Here is a 16,372-nt window from a genome sequence, read left to right on the forward strand (position 1 = left end):
CCTATATACGGATAAGTCAATAAACTTATTTAACTTCTACTTTTGCACCAGCAGCTTCAAGTTGAGCTTTAATTGCATCAGCATCAGCTTTAGAGATTCCTTCTTTAATTGTTGAAGGAGTTTGCTCAGCAGCATCTTTAGCTTCTTTTAATCCTAAACCAGTAATTGCTCTAATCTCTTTAATTACATTGATTTTTTTATCTCCTGAATCAACTATAATTACATCGAATTCAGTTTTCTCTTCAGCAGCTTCAACAGCAGCAACTGCTCCACCAGCAACTGCTACAGGTTGTGCAGATACTCCAAATTTTTCTTCAAACTCTTTTACTAATTCTGATAACTCTAATACAGATAAACCAGAAATAAATTCTAAAACGTCTTCTTTAGAAATTGCCATTTTCTATCCTTTTTATTTTTTAATTTAATATATTTTTAGCTTAAAATTAAGCAGCCTCTTCTTCTTTCTTTCTTCTAAGTGCATCCAGACCAATAGTAAAGTTTCTAACAGGTGCCATCCATACAGATGCAAGCATTCCAAGAAGTTCTTCTCTTGATGGTAATTTAGCAAATGCATTAACTCTAGCAGCATCGCAAATTTGACCTTCAATAATTCCTGATTTAATAGAGAATTTATCTTTCATAGAAGTTACAAATTTATCAGCTACTTTACAAGCTGAAATTTGATCTTCTGACCATAAATAGATATTTGTTCCACATAAATCAATATCTCCTAAATCTGCTTTAGCAACAGCTTTAGCCACTAAAGTATTTTTAATAACTTGAACTTTTGTATTATTTGCTTTTGCTTCTCTTCTTAAACTTTCTAACTCTTTATGAGTAAGTCCTTTATAGTCACAAACAACAACAGCTAAAGAGTTTTTAAACTCAAGAGATAAAAAGTCTATAATTTCTGATTTTTCTTGTCTAGTCATATTATATTCCTCCTTTCAAAACATCATCCTAGGCGGGACTTACAAGAGAATAGGAAACTCTCTTACCAGCTGTCTTCAGTTTTATTTCAGTGCTTTGAACACTCAAGAATATCGAACACCTTCAATATTCTTGAATGCAAAAAATTAGATAAGGATAACCTTATCTAATCTCTAATAATTCCATATTATCTAAAACAATAGATGGGCTCATCGTTAAACTAATTGCTGCATTAGCAATATATCTTCCTTTTGCAGTTGAAGGTTTAGCTTTGTTGATAGCTCCAATAAATGCTTCTGCATTCTCTTTGATAGCTTCTGCACTAAAAGAAACTTTTCCAATAGCAGCTTGCATATTACCTTTTTTATCAACTCTATATGTAACTTGACCACCTTTTGCATCGTTTACTGCTTTTGTAACATCCATTGTAACTGTTCCAGTTTTTGGATTTGGCATTAAACCTTTTGGCCCTAAAATTCTTCCAACTTTTCCTACAATTCCCATACAATCAGGAGTTGCAACTAATACATCAAAATCAATGTTTCCAGCTTGAATAGCCTCAGCTAAATCATCGTTTCCAACAATATCAGCACCAGCAGCTTTTGCTTCATCCATTTTTACACCTTTTGCAAAAACAGCAACTCTTACAGTTTTTCCTGTACCATTTGGAAGAACAACTGCTCCTCTAATCATCTGATCCGCATGTCTTGGATCTACATTTAGATTAAGTGCAATTTCTACACTCTCATCAAATTTAGCAGATTTTAAATCTTTTACTAAACTACAAGCATCAGCTAAAGAGTATTTTCTATCTTCAACTTTTGCATTTAACGCTTTATATCTTTTTGAAACTTTTGCCATTTTATTCTCCGCAATTTTATTTTTTTTTGCTTCCACTAATATTATAAAGGTTAGTGGTTATACCTTATACAAAACAGAATTATAACTCTGTATCAATTCCTATAGATCTTGCACTTCCTGCAACAATTTTTGCAGCAACTTCTCTATCTGTAGTATTTAAATCTTTGATTTTCATATCAACGATTTCCATAATTTGTTCTTTTGATAACTTTCCAATTTTTTGTTTAAGTGGATTGCTACTTCCTTTTTTAACTCCTGAAACTTTTTTAATAAGTTCTGTCATTGGTGGTTGTTTTACTTCAAATGTAAAGCTTTTATCTGTATAAATTGTAAGAATAACTGGTAATCTATATCCAGCTTTATCTTTAGTTTTTTCATTAAATGCTTTACAAAATTCCATAATATTAACACCTCTTTGACCTAAAGCTGGTCCTACTGGTGGTGATGGATTTGCTGCTCCTGCTGGTATTTGCAGTTTTAAATATCCTTGAACTTTCTTAGCCATTTTGCTATTCCTTTAAAAATTATAATGATTTTAATGATTAGACATTAGGCAAAAAAACTAAAAAGAAGCTAGTTTCTTTGCCTAATGCCTAAATTAAACCTTAAACTATTCTCTCTACTTGCGTATAAGAGATTTCAACTGGTGTATTTCTTCCAAATATTGATACATTCAGTTTTAAAACACCAGAAACCAAATCAAAATCCTCTACTATTCCATTAAAGTTTGCAAATGGTCCTTCATTAATTCTAACCATTTCTCCCTCATCAAAAGAGATTTTTGGCTTAGCAGCAGCTTTATTTTTTGCTTTTTCTAAAATAAGATTAATATCTTTTTCACTTAAAGCTGTTGGTTTTTTTGATTCACCAATAAATCTTCCAACTTTTGGCATTGATTGAATTCTATGCCATAAAGCTGTATCTAAATCGATTTTAGCAAAGGCATAAGCTGGGTATAAAGGTCTTTCTATAATTGTTTTTTTACCTTTTTTTACTTCTATTAAATCTTCAGTTGGTACTAATACTTCAGCAATTCTATCATCAGCCATCTCATCTTTTAATTTTAATATAGCTTTTTTTACAGATAATTCACTTCCTGAATATGTCTGAATTGCATACCATTTATGTGCCATTTTTATTCCTTATTTAATTACAGAAGACAGAGTAAAAGACATTGCTCCATCAATCATTGCAAGATATAGAGCTATAACAGTAACAACAATAAATACAGATATATAAGCAGTTCTTATTTGTGTTTTTATTGGAAAAATAACCTTAGATAATTCTGATTTTACATTGTTTAAATAGCTACTAGTTTTACTCACATTTCTCTCCATTTTAAATTTTAAGTCAAATTTTTTAAAGAAATTTTCATAAAATCTCTTAAAAAAATTTAATTGTGGCAGGCCAGGAGGGACTCGAACCCCCAGCACTCGGATTTGGAATCCGATGCTCTACCATTGGAGCTACTAGCCTAAAATAGATTGAGAGAGTAACTCTCTCAAAACTATTGAATTGTTAAGATTTTAACTTTACTTCTTTATGAGTAGTATGTTTTTTCAATCTTGGACAATATTTTCTAACCTCAAACTTTTCAGTATGAGTTTTTGGATTTTTCCAAGTAGTGTAGTTAATATCTCCACTCTCTTGACATTTTAATCCAATTTTAATTCTAATTGCTGCCATAGAATTTCCTTATTTAATAATTTCTGAAACAACTCCAGCACCAACAGTTCTTCCACCTTCTCTAATAGCGAACTTAGTTCCTTTTTCAAGAGCAATTGGAGCAACTAAAGTAACAGTCATCTCAACATTATCACCTGGCATAACCATCTCAGTACCTTCATTTAGTACACAAGAACCTGTAACGTCTGTTGTTCTAACATAGAATTGTGGTCTATATCCACTAAAGAATGGAGTATGTCTTCCACCCTCTTCTTTTGAAAGAATATAAACTTCACATTTAAATTCTGTATGAGGTTTAATTGTACCTGGCTTACAAAGAACTTGTCCTCTTTCAACCTCTTCTTTTTTAACACCTCTTAAAAGAATACCACAGTTGTCTCCAGCTTGACCTTGATCCATCTCTTTTCTAAACATTTCAACACCAGTAACCGTAGTTTTTCTAGTATCTCCAAATCCAACGATTTCGATCTCTTCACCAACTTTAATAGTTCCAAGTTCAATTCTTCCAGTAACAACAGTTCCTCTTCCTGAGATTGAGAATACATCTTCTACAGGCATTAAGAATGGTTTTTCAGTATCTCTTTCTGGTGTTGGAATATATTCATCAACTGCATTCATTAATGCAACGATTTTTTCTCCCCACTCACCAACAACACCTTTTTTTGCCTCTTCTAAAGCTTGGAATGCAGATCCAGCAACGATTGGAGTATCATCACCTGGGAAATCATAAGTTGAAAGTAACTCTCTAATCTCCATTTCAACTAATTCTAGCATCTCATCTTTATCAGCTGGATCTAATTGATCTTCTTTATTTAAGAATACAACTATATATGGAACTCCAACTTGTTTAGAAAGTAAGATATGCTCTCTAGTTTGTGCCATAGGACCATCTGTTGAAGCGATAACTAAGATAGCTCCATCCATTTGAGCAGCACCTGTAATCATATTTTTAACATAATCGGCGTGACCTGGACAATCTACGTGTGCATAGTGTCTTTTGTCAGTTTCATACTCAATATGAGAAGTAGCAATAGTAATTCCTCTTTCTCTCTCTTCTGGAGCATTATCGATTTGATCATAATCTCTCATCTCTCCACCATATTTTACAGCTAATACTGCAGATATTGCTGCTGTAGTAGTAGTTTTACCGTGGTCAACGTGACCGATTGTACCGATATTTACGTGCGGTTTATTTCTTGAAAACTTTTCTTTTGCCATAGGAATTTCCCCTTCTAAATTTATTTTTATTTTGCTTAATTGCCCTCTGAGTAGATAAGCCAAATGGGCTTCTCTATTCAGAGGGGATTTGTTTTCACAAATTGTGATGTGTATTATATTAATAAAATACTAAAACTTAAATTAATTGGGAGTATAAATTGTAGAGTTATAAAAATAATGTGCAATTATAACTCAGCTCCCAGTAATCAATAACAATGGAGCGGGAGACGAGACTCGAACTCGCGACAGTCTGCTTGGAAGGCAGAAGCTCTAGCCAACTGAGCTACTCCCGCAACATTTACGTGGTGGTGAGAGAAGGATTTGAACCTTCGAAGCCGTAGGCGGCGGATTTACAGTCCGCAGGATTTGACCACTCTCCAACCTCACCATAAAAATTATTGCTCTGGTCAAGCGCTGTTTTTTAAAACTTACGCACGACTAAAAAATGGAGCTGGTGAAGGGAGTTGAACCCCCGACCTGCTGATTACAAATCAGCTGCTCTAGCCAACTGAGCTACACCAGCACCATAAAATAAATGGTGGTTCGAGACAGAATCGAACTGTCGACACAAGGATTTTCAATCCTTTGCTCTACCGACTGAGCTATCGAACCACTATAAATTGGAGTGAGATTATACAGAGTAGTTTATTAATTTCAACTTAAATTTTTTACAAATTTCTTAAATTCTTCGCCCCTGTGCGCATAAGATTTGAATTGGTCAAGTGATGCTGCTGCTGGTGAAAGTATTCCTATACTATTTTTTTTCAAATTTTTATCAATATTTTCAACTGCAACTTCTAAATACTCACACTCTACACAAGCTATATTAAATTCTTTACAATAATTTAAAACTCTTTTTGTATTGCTCCCTATTGCATAAACTACAATATCTAACTCTTTTATATTTTCAAAAAGTGGTTTTAAGCTTGCACCTTTATCATCTCCTCCAAGAATAATATGTATATTTTTATCCTTATATGGAACTAATGCATTTATTGTTGCATCATAGTTTGTAGCTTTGCTATCATCAATCCATAATCTATTTTTAGCATCTTTAAACTCTTCAACTTTATGCTTATCTATTGTATAAGAGTTTATTAAATCATAATCAACATCATCAAATATTATTTTTCTTGAAACCATTGCCATTATTGCATCTAATAAAAATGGCTCATTGAATTTTATTTTACTTTTATCAATTTTGAAATGCTTACATAAATCATCACTTGAATTATAATATATTACATAAGCAGAAGTTTTAATACCTTTATATATTTCTGGAATAATTGCAATATCAGTTTCACACATTAACTCTAAAGGTTTTAATTTTGCTTTTTTATATTCATCAAAAGTTCCATGCCAAGTTATATGATCTTCTGTTATTGGTAAAAGAATATAGATATTTGGTTTTGCTTTTTTTGTATAATGAAGTGTAAAAGAGGATGTTTCAAGTATCCAAATCTTCTTATCTTTATTTAAACCACTAAGAGGAACGCCTATATTCCCACCATAACATGAATCAAATTTCTCTAGTAGATATTGACACATTTGTGTTGTTGTTGTTTTACCATTAGTTCCACTAATCCAAATAGTAAAAGGCATTTCATCATAAAATAGATCATAATCACTAATAATATTTTTTGAAGCAAGTACCAACTTATTATAAGGTGGTATTCCAGGACTTACAACTGTTAAATCGTCTGAATTTTTATCAAAAGATTCAAAATCATTGTCATCATATAAATCAGCATTTGGGAATCTTTTTTTCAAAGCAAGTGCTGTTTTCCCTTTTCCTAAAATTCTTAAATTTTCCATTCTTATCTCAACTTTAAGCTTAATAATGCAACAAGATTTGCCATAAAAGATATTATCCAAAATCGCACAATTATTTTATTCTCTTTCCAGCCTTTTTGCTCAAAATGGTGATGAATAGGTGCCATTAAAAAAACTCTTTTTTGTCTTAATTTATACGAACCAACTTGTAACATAACTGAAACTGTCTCTAAGACAAAAATAAAGCCAATAGCTATAAGTAAAATTTCAGATTTTGCAACAATTGCTAAATAACCCATAAATGCACCTAAAGGTAAAGAACCACTATCTCCCATAAAAACTTCAGCAGGATAAGCATTAAACCATAAAAATCCAATCAAAGCACCAATAATTGCAGCTCCCATAATTGCTAACTCTCCAGCTATACTAATACTTGGCATTAATAAATAGTTTGCAAAACCAATATGTCCAACAACATAAACTAAAATTGATAAAGTTGAAAATGCTAAAATTGATGGAACTGTTGCTAAACCATCTAGTCCATCTGTAAGATTTACTGCATTTGAAGATCCCACAATTATAAACATCCAAAAAACAATAGCAAAAACTCCCATTTCAAAAATAGGAAATTTATAAAATGGTACATATAAATCGCTTGTATGCCCAAAATAAAATAGCAATGCAACAACAAATCCTGCACTCAAAAACTGTAAAAAAAGTTTCATTCTTGCACTAAGTCCTGCACTATTTTTTGCTTTTAAAATTTTTGATAAATCATCTTTTATTCCAATTAATGAAAAAAAAGCTAAAGTTAAAAGTCCACCAACAATATAAAAATTGTTTAATTTTGCTGTTAAAATTGTGGCAATAATTGTAGAAAATATAAAAACAACTCCTCCCATAGTAGGAGTTCCCGCTTTTGCTTGGTGAGCCTGTGGTGCTAATTCATATATTGGTTGAGAAGCTTTTTTACTCTTTGCCCATACTATAAATTTTGGCATTAAATACATAGTTAAAACAAAAGCTAAAAAGAAGCTAATTCCTGCACGAACTGAAATATATTGAAAAATATTGATTTCTAAATGTCTATAGAGCCAGTAAAACAAAATTAAACCTTAAATTTGATAAAATATTCAGGATTATATTATAATAAATATTTTAAAAGGTTTAAATAAAATGAGTAAAAAAACAGTCTTAATTATAACAGATGGGATAGGACACAATAGCTCTTCAAATTTTAATGCTTTTTGTAATGCAAAAAAACCAACATATGACTATTTGTTTGAAAATGTTCCACATAGCCTTATTCATACATATGGCGAGTTTGTAGGATTACCAGAAAATCAGATGGGAAATAGTGAAGTTGGACATATGACTATTGGAAGTGGAAGAGTTTTATATCAAGATTTGGTAAAAATACATTTAGCTATAAAAAATAACAGTTTAAAAGACAATGATGTCGTAAAAAATACAATATCAAACTCAAAAGATATTCATTTAGTGGGACTTTTAAGTGATGGTGGAGTTCACTCTCATATAGACCATATTATTGCTCTTGCAAAAATATCTGAAAACTATGGTAAAAAAGTTTGGCTTCATTTAATAACAGATGGAAGAGATGTGGCTCCAAATTGTGCAAAAAACTATATAAATCAGGTATTGAATATTTGCAACGAAAATATAAAAATTGCAACAATTAGTGGAAGATATTACTCTATGGATAGAGACAATAGATGGGAAAGAGTCGAACTTGCTTATAACTCTATGGTATTTGCAACTCCTAAGAGTTCACAAAATATATTAGATTTAGTTGATAGTTCATATAAAAATGAGATTTTTGATGAGTTTATTATTCCTACAGCTTTTGATGCCTTTGATGGAATTAATGATAAAGATGGAATTATTTTTTGTAATTTTAGAAGCGATAGAGCAAGAGAACTTTCAAGTGCTTTTGCAAAAGATGATTTCAAAGAGTTTGAAAGAAAAGAGTTAAAACTTCAATTAGCAAGTATGACTCAATATGATAAGAATATTCCAATCCCTGTAATTTTTCCAAAAGACAATCCAACAAATACTTTGGCGCAAGTTATTTCAGATGCCGGTTTATCTCAACTTCATACAGCAGAAACTGAGAAATATGCTCATGTTACTTTCTTTTTTAATGGTGGAGTTGAAGAACCTTTTTTAAATGAGACTAGAGTTTTAGTTCCATCTCCAAATGTAGCAACTTATGATTTACAACCAGAAATGTCAGCTCCAAAAGTGGGAGAGGCTGTTAGAACTGCTATGAAAAATCAAACTGATTTTATTGTTGTGAACTTTGCAAATGGTGATATGGTAGGACATACAGGTGTTTATGAAGCAGCAGTAAAAGCTGTTGAGGCTGTTGATTATGAACTTGGATTAATTTTGGAAGAGGCAAAAAAAGAGAACTATAATATTGTTTTAACTTCAGACCACGGAAATTGTGAGATGATGAAAGATGAAGATGGTAATACTCTTACAAATCATACAGTTGGAGATGTTTACTGTTTTGTAATATCTCCAAATGTAAAAAAAGTAAAAGAGGGAAGTCTAAACAATATTGCACCAACTGTTTTAAAATTAATGCAACTTCCTATTCCAAAAGAGATGGATGAACCACTAATTTGATAGATATAAAAGAGTTAAAAATTAGTTCAAATAGTAAGAAATTAGTTGATATTTCTTTTACTATAAAAAGCTCAACAGCTTTAATAGGAGAGAGTGGAAGTGGAAAATCACTTACATTAAAAGCTATTTTAAACCTACTTTCTAGCTCATTAGATTTAAAAAAAGAGATAAATAGCAATTTTGAATTGAACTTTAATACTATTGGATTTATTCCACAAAACCCTTTTACATCTCTATCATCTATGACAAAGATTAAAAACCAGATTTTTTGTAGCGATGAAAAAAAAGAAGAGGTTTTTAATCTTTTAGATTTACCTTTAGAAATTTTAGAAAAATACCCTTCACAAATTAGTGGAGGACAAACTCAAAGAGTTGTAATTGCAATAGCTTTAAGCCGTGATATAAAACTTCTTTTACTTGATGAGCCAACAACCGCACTTGATCTTGAAAATAAAACAAATATTATAAATATTGTAAAAAACTTAAAAGATAAACTAAATATTAAAATACTTTTTGTAACTCACGATATTGAATCAATAAAAGATATTTGTGATGATATTGTAATTATAAAAGATGGGCATATTGTTGAGTTTGGAAAGACTCAAGAAGTTTTAAATAAGCCACAACATGAATATACGAAAAAGCTTTTTAACTCAAGCTTTAAAAACAAACAATTTAGGAAATAAGATGTTAAAATTTTTAACAAAAGCGATAATATTTTTAGGAGTAGTTCTTGGAGCTATTACATTTGTATATCTATACGATTTATATCAAGAGATAAAAGATGATATAGATAGTGTTGTAAACTACAATCCAAAACAAAGTACACAATTTTTTGATAAAAATGGGAAACTTTTAGCAAATACGTTTAAAGATGAAAATAGAGAGTATGTTGACTATGATGATATTCCTGCCCGTGTAATTGAAGGACTTGTTGCCATTGAAGATACACAGTTTTTTGAACATTTCGGAGTTAATCCAGATGCTATTAGTAGAGCTGTTATAAAAAATATTCAATCAGGTGGATATGGTGAGGGGGCTAGTACTCTTACTCAACAATTAATCAAAGTTCTACTTCTCACTAGAGAAAAAAAGATTATAAGAAAGGTAAAAGAGGCTTTATTAGCTGTAAGACTTGAATCAATTCTTACAAAAGAGGAGATTTTGGAGAGATATTTAAACCATGTATATTTTGGACATGGTTATTATGGTATAAAAACTGCAGCAAAAGGATACTTTAAAAAGAATTTATATGAATTAACTTTAAAAGAGATAGCTATCCTTGTAGGACTTCCAAGAGCTCCTAGCTTTTATGATCCAACAAAAAATCTTCAAGTCTCGCTTGCACGTGCTAATCAGGTAATCACAAGAATGAATACTTTAGGATGGATAAATAGTGAACAGTTTGAAGAGTCAATAAATGAAACTCCAACTATTTATAACCAAACTTTAACTCAAAATATAGCTCCATATGCTATAGATTATGCTGTTAGTGAACTTATAAATGATATTCCAGATATATTATATGGTGGGTATAAAGTATATTTAACAATAGATTTAGAGACTCAAGATATTGCAAATGCTTCTATAAAAAAAGCATATGATGAAGCTATGCAAAGAGATAAAAATATAAGAAGTGGCTCAAAAAACCCAGATAATGATGCATTTACAAAAGAACTAAATGCTGCTATGTTAACTTTAGAGAGTAATAGTGGAAGAATTTTGGCAATGGTTGGTGGAGTTGATTACAATCAATCAGTGTTTAATAGAGCATTCCAATCAAAAAGACAAGCAGGAAGTGCAATAAAACCATTTTTATATCAAACTGCATTAAATGAGGGATATAATCCAGCTTCACAACTTTTTGATATTGGAAGAACTTATACATATACAGTAAATGGTCAACAAAAAAAATGGCAACCAAAAAATTATGGTGGAAACTTTCAAGGTCTTGTAAGCTTTAGAGACTCCCTTGTACAATCAAGAAACCTTTCTACTTTGAATTTAGTAACAGATGTTGGGATAAATATTGCAACAGATGATTTAAGAAGATATGGTTTTAAAGATATTGTTGAAAACTTATCTGTAACCTTAGGTTCAATGAGTGTAAATTTAATAGAGTTTAGTCAAGCTTATACAATCTTTTCAAATAATGGTGTACAAGTAAAACCATATATTGTGGAACAAATTGTAAACAAAGATGGTAAAAGTGTAAATTTTGAACCACAAAGAAAAGAGCTTAATTCTCCAGAACAATCATATTTAATTACCTCTATTTTAAGAGATGTTGTAACAAAGGGAACAGGAAGAAGAGCAGCAGTTGAAGGTATAGAGCTAGCTGGAAAAACAGGAACAACAAATGATAATATAGATGCTTGGTTTTGTGGCTACTCTCCATCTATTCAAACAATAGTTTGGTTTGGAAATGACAATAATAAACCAATGAGAAGATCAGAAACAGGAAGTACAATAGCAGCACCAGCTTTTGCACATTTTTTCAAGAAATATCTTGAAATTCATCCTGAAATACCAAGAACTTTCACAAAACCAAATGGTGTTTATAGTAGTGAGTTTATGGGAAAAGAAGAGCTTTATACAGATACTTCTCCTCTTCCTGATATAGATTCTCAAATAATTATAGACCAATCTTCACAAGATGGAAATAGTATGGAGTTTTAATATCTCTTTTTATATATTAAATCTATACTTTGGGTCTTTTCCATAAGACCCAATTCCAAATTCCAAAGCTTTGTAAGTTCTCTTAAGAAAATCAACTCTCCATTTGTAGCTTTATCTTTAATCATAATTTGATTTTTATCACCTATTTTTTTACCAACTGTTGTCTCAATATATTGAGTTTTTGGGTCATAATCAAAGTGTAATACATCAATTCCTATCTCTTTGACATAATCTTTTGATAACTCATTTAATATAAAAAGAGAAGCTTGTGCCTCTCTATTTTGTTCACTTACTGAACTATTTGAAAATTTTGTTCCAAAAATCAAGTAAGATAAAATATCTTTTGAGTTCATTGCTGGGTTTGATCTTAAATTTACTCTAGGATTTTCCATAGAACCAGTAATATCAATAAATATCTCTACATTATCAATTTTTGTATTTGCTTTTATATCCAAAATTGGATTTATATTTTCTAGACCTCTAAATTGTAGATTTGAATCTTCTATCTTATATGTCTTACCAAGTTCACTAAAAGTTCCATTAATATTTGAAACTCTTCCAAAAATTCTCAAATCATTTTCAAACTCTTTTTTTATCTGTAAATTGGCTTCTAGTTTTAACTCTATATTTTTTGTAATATATTTAATATCATTTGAAATAAGTCTCAAATTCAATCCAATATTTTTAGTAAAAAAATCTTTTTTTATCTCATTGTTTCCACTACTTACAATGATTATATCTCTATCTTTACTAATATTTAAAGCTGGAATATTATAAAAACTCTCTATTTTATTTGGGTTTATAACTCCCGATATATAGATTTTACTATTTTCTTTAAAGTTTATATCAAGACTAGAAGTTATAGCTCCTTTTCCATATACAAGATGTTCAACAAATAAATCTTTTGTAATTATATTTAAAATCAAATCTTCACCACTTTTTGAACTATTCAAAGATAGATTCTCAAATTCAAAATTCCCAGAAAAATTTGATATATTTAAATAAGCTTTTTTTAAAAGTGTGAATTTTTTATTGAAATTTATATCATAAACTTTTTTTATATAAAAATCTGTTTTATCAAGAGTAATTTTCTCTTTTTCAAATTCTCCTTTTATATCTATCTTCTCAATACTATTATCCTCAAAAGAGATTTTAGGACTTACAATCTCAAAATAAACTCTATCTTTTAATAGTTTTAAATCAATATTTAACAAACCAAAAAGATTTAAATCAGAAATTTCTAAGATTTTCTTTAACTCTTTTTCAAAAATACTAAGCTCTTTTATATCTGTTTTTAACTCTAAAATATCGCCACTTCTCTTTAAGTCTGATCTAAAAGAGATATTTTGAAATTTAGCTTCAATACTATCTTTTTTACTTTTTAGCTCAAAATTCATATCAAAGTTATCATTTAAAATAGTACTTGATTTTAAAATAAGATTATCTTCAAACTCCCCTTTTATATTTGAATTTATCTTTGAAACTTTTATATTTTTATCCAATTTATAAATAGTGTTTGGATTTAGATTTTTTATATTTAAATCAAATATAATTTTTTTAAGATTTTTTGTATTTAAATTCATTTTTATATATTTTGAGTTTAAATCCATATTCAAAAAGTTCTTTTTGTAACTTGTATCTATACTAAAGTTTCCCAACTCTTTTATATTTAAGTCTTTATATTTTAGATTTTCAACAATCGATTTTGAATTTAAAATTAAATTTTCTAAATCATCTAAATTTAATTTTAAATCCAATATCGATTTTTTATCTGCATAATTAGTAAAAACATCAAGTTTGGAAGTAATATCTATACTCTTATTATCTATTTTTGCAACTCCATCAAAAATTAAACTATCTATTTTTAAAATAAAATCATCTATTTTTACTAAGTTCTCTTCCAAAATATTCTTAAATACTATCTCTTTTTGCTTACCTATTAAACTTGATTTTATCTCTAAATCTTTATCTAAAGATTGATAAATACTCTTTTTTACAGTTGTATTTAACTCTGCTTCAAAATTTAAACTCTCTAAATCATTATTTAATATTTTAGCTTTTGCATCTAGTCTTGTAAAAATTTGCTCATAATTTAAAATAGAGTTTAAACTTGAAATCTCAAGATTAGAGTTTTTAATATCATAGTTTCCTACAAGCTTTATATCTCTTATATCGATTTTCTCTTTCAAATCAATAATCTTTAAATCATCACTCTTTATAGTAAACCCCATTTTTTCTAAATCACCACTTGCATTTAACTCAAATTTTGCTTTTGCATACTCTTTTAAATCAATATTTGAACTAAGTTTATACTCATTGTTTTTTATCTTTATTTCTGTTTCAAGATTTGCGATATTTGATTTTATTGTTGTAAATATCTCTGCACTTATATTATCTTTTAGATTAGAACTGATATTTTTAGCATTTAAAACTATCTCATCTATCTTTTGGTTTTCGTAAGAAAAATCAGAAATTGAAATCTCAAAATTTTTTATAAATAAAGAGAATGGTATCTCAAAACTACTACTTTCTTCACTTTGGCTTTGATTACTATCTTTTATATAAGATATTAACTTATCTTCAAAAACTATCTCTTCTGTCTTTAAATCATAAATATTTATCTCTTTTAATAAAAGAGGAATAATAGTAGGTTTTATATATAAGCTTTTTGCTCTTACCATATCATCATAATTTAGATCATAAATCTTAAAACCATCAAATATAGTTCCATCAACTTTACTATATTTAAAAGTGGGAAACTCAACACTAATATAATCAAATATCTTTTTTGTCACATCTTTTGATGTAATAAGATATAAGAATATTACTAAAAATAGAGCTACTATTGTAAAAAATAGATATTTCAAAACTCTTAAACTTCTCAAAACACTTGCCCTATTCCTATATGAAATACAAATCCACCATCATCTTGTGGGAAACCAAAATCAACTCTAAAGGGACCAATAGGAGTATAATATCTAGCACCAAAACCAAAAGAGTTATAGAATTTATCATTAAATTTATTTGTCTCCATACTTAGCATTGTAGAGTCAAAGAAAGTCACAAGACCTACATTTTTATAAATATTATACTCAAACTCCAAACTACTATCTATCATACTAAGCCCACCGTATGGATTATCATCACTATCTTTTAGTCCAACTTTTTCATATGCATATCCTCTATTACTATATGCTCCTCCAGCAAAAAAGTGTTTAAAAATAGGCAAATCTCGATCTAATGTTCCTATTTTTGTTTTCAAAGATGCAGTGAGTTTATCGAAGGTTTTAATATATCTTAAATCAGTAACAGTTTTTAAGTAGTCATACTCACTTCCTAAAAATTTTGAACCATCTTCTATATAAAAAGATAAAAAATATCCATCCTTTGGGTTTAAACTATCATCTCTTCTATCTAATTTAATCTCATAAAACAAAGAGTTTAAAAGATAGGTTCCACTTTCATACTCTTTTAAATCTGATTTAATTGTAGAGTGTTCAGCCAAAAATCCAACACTATTTGGTAAGTTATAAATCTCTTTTGAAAGAGTCAATCTATCTTGTAGTTTTTTTTGTGAATAGCTTGTATAATCCATATCTTCATAAGAGACATCATTGTTTAAAGAGATATTTCCTTTGATAAAATATGGGTCAAAAATATTATTATATAGTTCAAAACCTTCACTATTTACCTTTGTTCCTAAAGTAAATTGTTTTAAATCTCCTAAAAAGTTATCATTTTTGTGTTGAGCTTTAAATCTAAACTTTTTATCAGTATCGTATCCAAAACCAAACATATTCTCTTTGAAAAAGCCCTCTTCTAAATTTATATTTATAGGAATAAATTCACTATTTGATTCAAAATCTGGTTCAACTATTATAGTTTTATAAATACCAAAGTTATATAGATTTTCATAAGTTTTATCAAGAAGTTTTGAGTTATATATCTGCCCTTTTTTAAACTCAATATGCTTTTGTAAAAGCTCTTGGCTAATATTTGCACTATTTTTAATATTTATATCTCCAAAATATTGAAGTTTATTTTTTGTTATTTTATAGATTAGATCAACTCTATACTCATCTAAATTTATATAAGCTTTTGCATTTATATCTGCTTTTGAATAACCATTTTCATTTAAATGTTTTCTTATATCTTTTTTTGATTCTGTAAATTTTGATGAGATAAAAACCTCATCTTTTTTAAAACTTACAAATCTTTTATACTCATCTTCTACCTCTATAGAGTTTACCTTTATTGGTTCATTTTTTATAATCTCTATCTTTGCATTATTATCTTTTATCTCATAATTTACAGTAGCTTTATAAAAACCTAAACTATCTAAATACTCTTTTAGTTGCTCACTACAATTTTCTATATCTTTTTTTATAAAAGTTGGATTCTTTTTCCAAATCTTATAAAACTCATCATATGAAAAGCCACAAATAGTATCAAGATTTGATTTAGAAAAATCCCCTAGAACTAAATCTATATCTCCGATATACTCTATTTTTTTTATCTCATTTGCAAAACAATTTATAGTTAAAAATAAAAAAAATAGAAAAACTTTCAAATT

The 16,372-nt window shown here is 29.0% G+C and carries 15 protein-coding genes and 5 tRNA genes; 3 read left to right on the forward strand and 17 right to left on the reverse strand.

Features of this window, described 5'->3' with window-relative positions:
• Nucleotides 1–25: 25 nt before the first annotated feature.
• The 15 genes from rplL to mraY all read right to left on the reverse strand — a co-directional run bounded on the left by rplL (nucleotide 26) and on the right by mraY (nucleotide 7,574).
• Nucleotides 26–397 (reverse strand): 50S ribosomal protein L7/L12, encoded by a 372-nt coding sequence (gene rplL, locus ATR_RS07725; protein WP_115428870.1) that lies wholly within the window; start codon nucleotides 395–397, stop codon nucleotides 26–28.
• Between the two features lie 46 nt (nucleotides 398–443).
• Nucleotides 444–932: a 50S ribosomal protein L10 gene (gene rplJ / locus ATR_RS07730; protein WP_115428871.1), complete on the reverse strand. Its 489-nt coding sequence runs from the start codon at nucleotides 930–932 to the stop codon at nucleotides 444–446.
• Nucleotides 933–1,092: 160 nt separating this feature from the next.
• On the reverse strand, nucleotides 1,093–1,791 hold the full coding sequence (rplA, locus tag ATR_RS07735) for a 50S ribosomal protein L1 (protein WP_115429469.1): 699 nt from the start codon (nucleotides 1,789–1,791) through the stop codon (nucleotides 1,093–1,095).
• 79 nt (nucleotides 1,792–1,870) lie between these two features.
• On the reverse strand, nucleotides 1,871–2,296 hold the full coding sequence (gene rplK / locus ATR_RS07740; RefSeq protein WP_115428872.1) for a 50S ribosomal protein L11: 426 nt from the start codon (nucleotides 2,294–2,296) through the stop codon (nucleotides 1,871–1,873).
• A gap of 100 nt (nucleotides 2,297–2,396) precedes the next feature.
• Nucleotides 2,397–2,924, reverse strand: a complete 528-nt coding sequence (gene nusG, locus ATR_RS07745) for a transcription termination/antitermination protein NusG (RefSeq protein ID WP_115428873.1) — start codon at nucleotides 2,922–2,924, stop codon at nucleotides 2,397–2,399.
• Nucleotides 2,925–2,933: 9 nt separating this feature from the next.
• Nucleotides 2,934–3,116, reverse strand: coding sequence for a preprotein translocase subunit SecE (gene secE, locus ATR_RS07750; protein ID WP_115428874.1), 183 nt, complete (start codon nucleotides 3,114–3,116; stop codon nucleotides 2,934–2,936).
• 75 nt (nucleotides 3,117–3,191) lie between these two features.
• Nucleotides 3,192–3,267, reverse strand: a tRNA-Trp gene (locus ATR_RS07755).
• Nucleotides 3,268–3,309: 42 nt separating this feature from the next.
• Complete coding sequence (rpmG, locus tag ATR_RS07760; RefSeq protein WP_066154917.1) at nucleotides 3,310–3,468, reverse strand: 50S ribosomal protein L33; 159 nt, start codon at nucleotides 3,466–3,468, stop codon at nucleotides 3,310–3,312.
• An 18-nt stretch (nucleotides 3,469–3,486) separates the two neighbouring features.
• Complete coding sequence (gene tuf / locus ATR_RS07765; protein ID WP_115428875.1) at nucleotides 3,487–4,695, reverse strand: elongation factor Tu; 1,209 nt, start codon at nucleotides 4,693–4,695, stop codon at nucleotides 3,487–3,489.
• Nucleotides 4,696–4,911: 216 nt separating this feature from the next.
• Nucleotides 4,912–4,988, reverse strand: a tRNA-Gly gene (locus tag ATR_RS07770).
• Nucleotides 4,989–4,998: 10 nt separating this feature from the next.
• Nucleotides 4,999–5,083, reverse strand: a tRNA-Tyr gene (locus ATR_RS07775).
• A 58-nt stretch (nucleotides 5,084–5,141) separates the two neighbouring features.
• Nucleotides 5,142–5,218: transfer RNA gene (locus ATR_RS07780), tRNA-Thr, on the reverse strand.
• A 13-nt stretch (nucleotides 5,219–5,231) separates the two neighbouring features.
• Nucleotides 5,232–5,307: transfer RNA gene (locus ATR_RS07785), tRNA-Phe, on the reverse strand.
• A 42-nt stretch (nucleotides 5,308–5,349) separates the two neighbouring features.
• The gene (murD, locus tag ATR_RS07790; RefSeq protein WP_115429471.1) at nucleotides 5,350–6,510 is read right to left on the reverse strand and encodes a UDP-N-acetylmuramoyl-L-alanine--D-glutamate ligase; all 1,161 of its coding nucleotides are present in this window, start codon (nucleotides 6,508–6,510) and stop codon (nucleotides 5,350–5,352) included.
• A gap of 2 nt (nucleotides 6,511–6,512) precedes the next feature.
• Complete coding sequence (gene mraY / locus ATR_RS07795) at nucleotides 6,513–7,574, reverse strand: phospho-N-acetylmuramoyl-pentapeptide-transferase (RefSeq protein ID WP_115428876.1); 1,062 nt, start codon at nucleotides 7,572–7,574, stop codon at nucleotides 6,513–6,515.
• Nucleotides 7,575–7,644: 70 nt separating this feature from the next.
• On the opposite strand from mraY, the gene gpmI reads away from it, so the two are divergent.
• Genes gpmI through ATR_RS07810 form a run of 3 tightly spaced genes read left to right on the forward strand, consistent with a single transcriptional unit; the run spans nucleotide 7,645 to nucleotide 11,799 of the window.
• A complete protein-coding gene (gene gpmI / locus ATR_RS07800) occupies nucleotides 7,645–9,120 on the forward strand; it encodes a 2,3-bisphosphoglycerate-independent phosphoglycerate mutase (protein ID WP_115428877.1) in 1,476 nt (491 codons plus the stop codon).
• Nucleotides 9,117–9,806, forward strand: coding sequence for an ATP-binding cassette domain-containing protein (locus ATR_RS07805; protein ID WP_115428878.1), 690 nt, complete (start codon nucleotides 9,117–9,119; stop codon nucleotides 9,804–9,806). Before gpmI ends, ATR_RS07805 begins: the two co-directional genes overlap by 4 nt.
• A 1-nt stretch (nucleotide 9,807) precedes the next feature.
• Nucleotides 9,808–11,799, forward strand: coding sequence for a penicillin-binding protein 1A (locus ATR_RS07810; protein ID WP_115429473.1), 1,992 nt, complete (start codon nucleotides 9,808–9,810; stop codon nucleotides 11,797–11,799).
• Here the strand turns inward: ATR_RS07810 and ATR_RS07815 are convergent.
• The gene (locus ATR_RS07815; protein WP_115428879.1) at nucleotides 11,796–14,684 is read right to left on the reverse strand and encodes a translocation/assembly module TamB domain-containing protein; all 2,889 of its coding nucleotides are present in this window, start codon (nucleotides 14,682–14,684) and stop codon (nucleotides 11,796–11,798) included. The genes ATR_RS07810 and ATR_RS07815 overlap by 4 nt on opposite strands.
• Entirely contained in the window at nucleotides 14,681–16,369 is a 1,689-nt protein-coding gene (locus ATR_RS07820; RefSeq protein WP_115428880.1) for an autotransporter assembly complex protein TamA, read from the reverse strand. The genes ATR_RS07815 and ATR_RS07820 overlap by 4 nt, the downstream gene beginning before the upstream one ends.
• Nucleotides 16,370–16,372 lie beyond the last annotated feature (3 nt).

Source organism: Aliarcobacter trophiarum LMG 25534 (genome assembly GCF_003355515.1).
GTDB lineage: Bacteria > Campylobacterota > Campylobacteria > Campylobacterales > Arcobacteraceae > Aliarcobacter > Aliarcobacter trophiarum.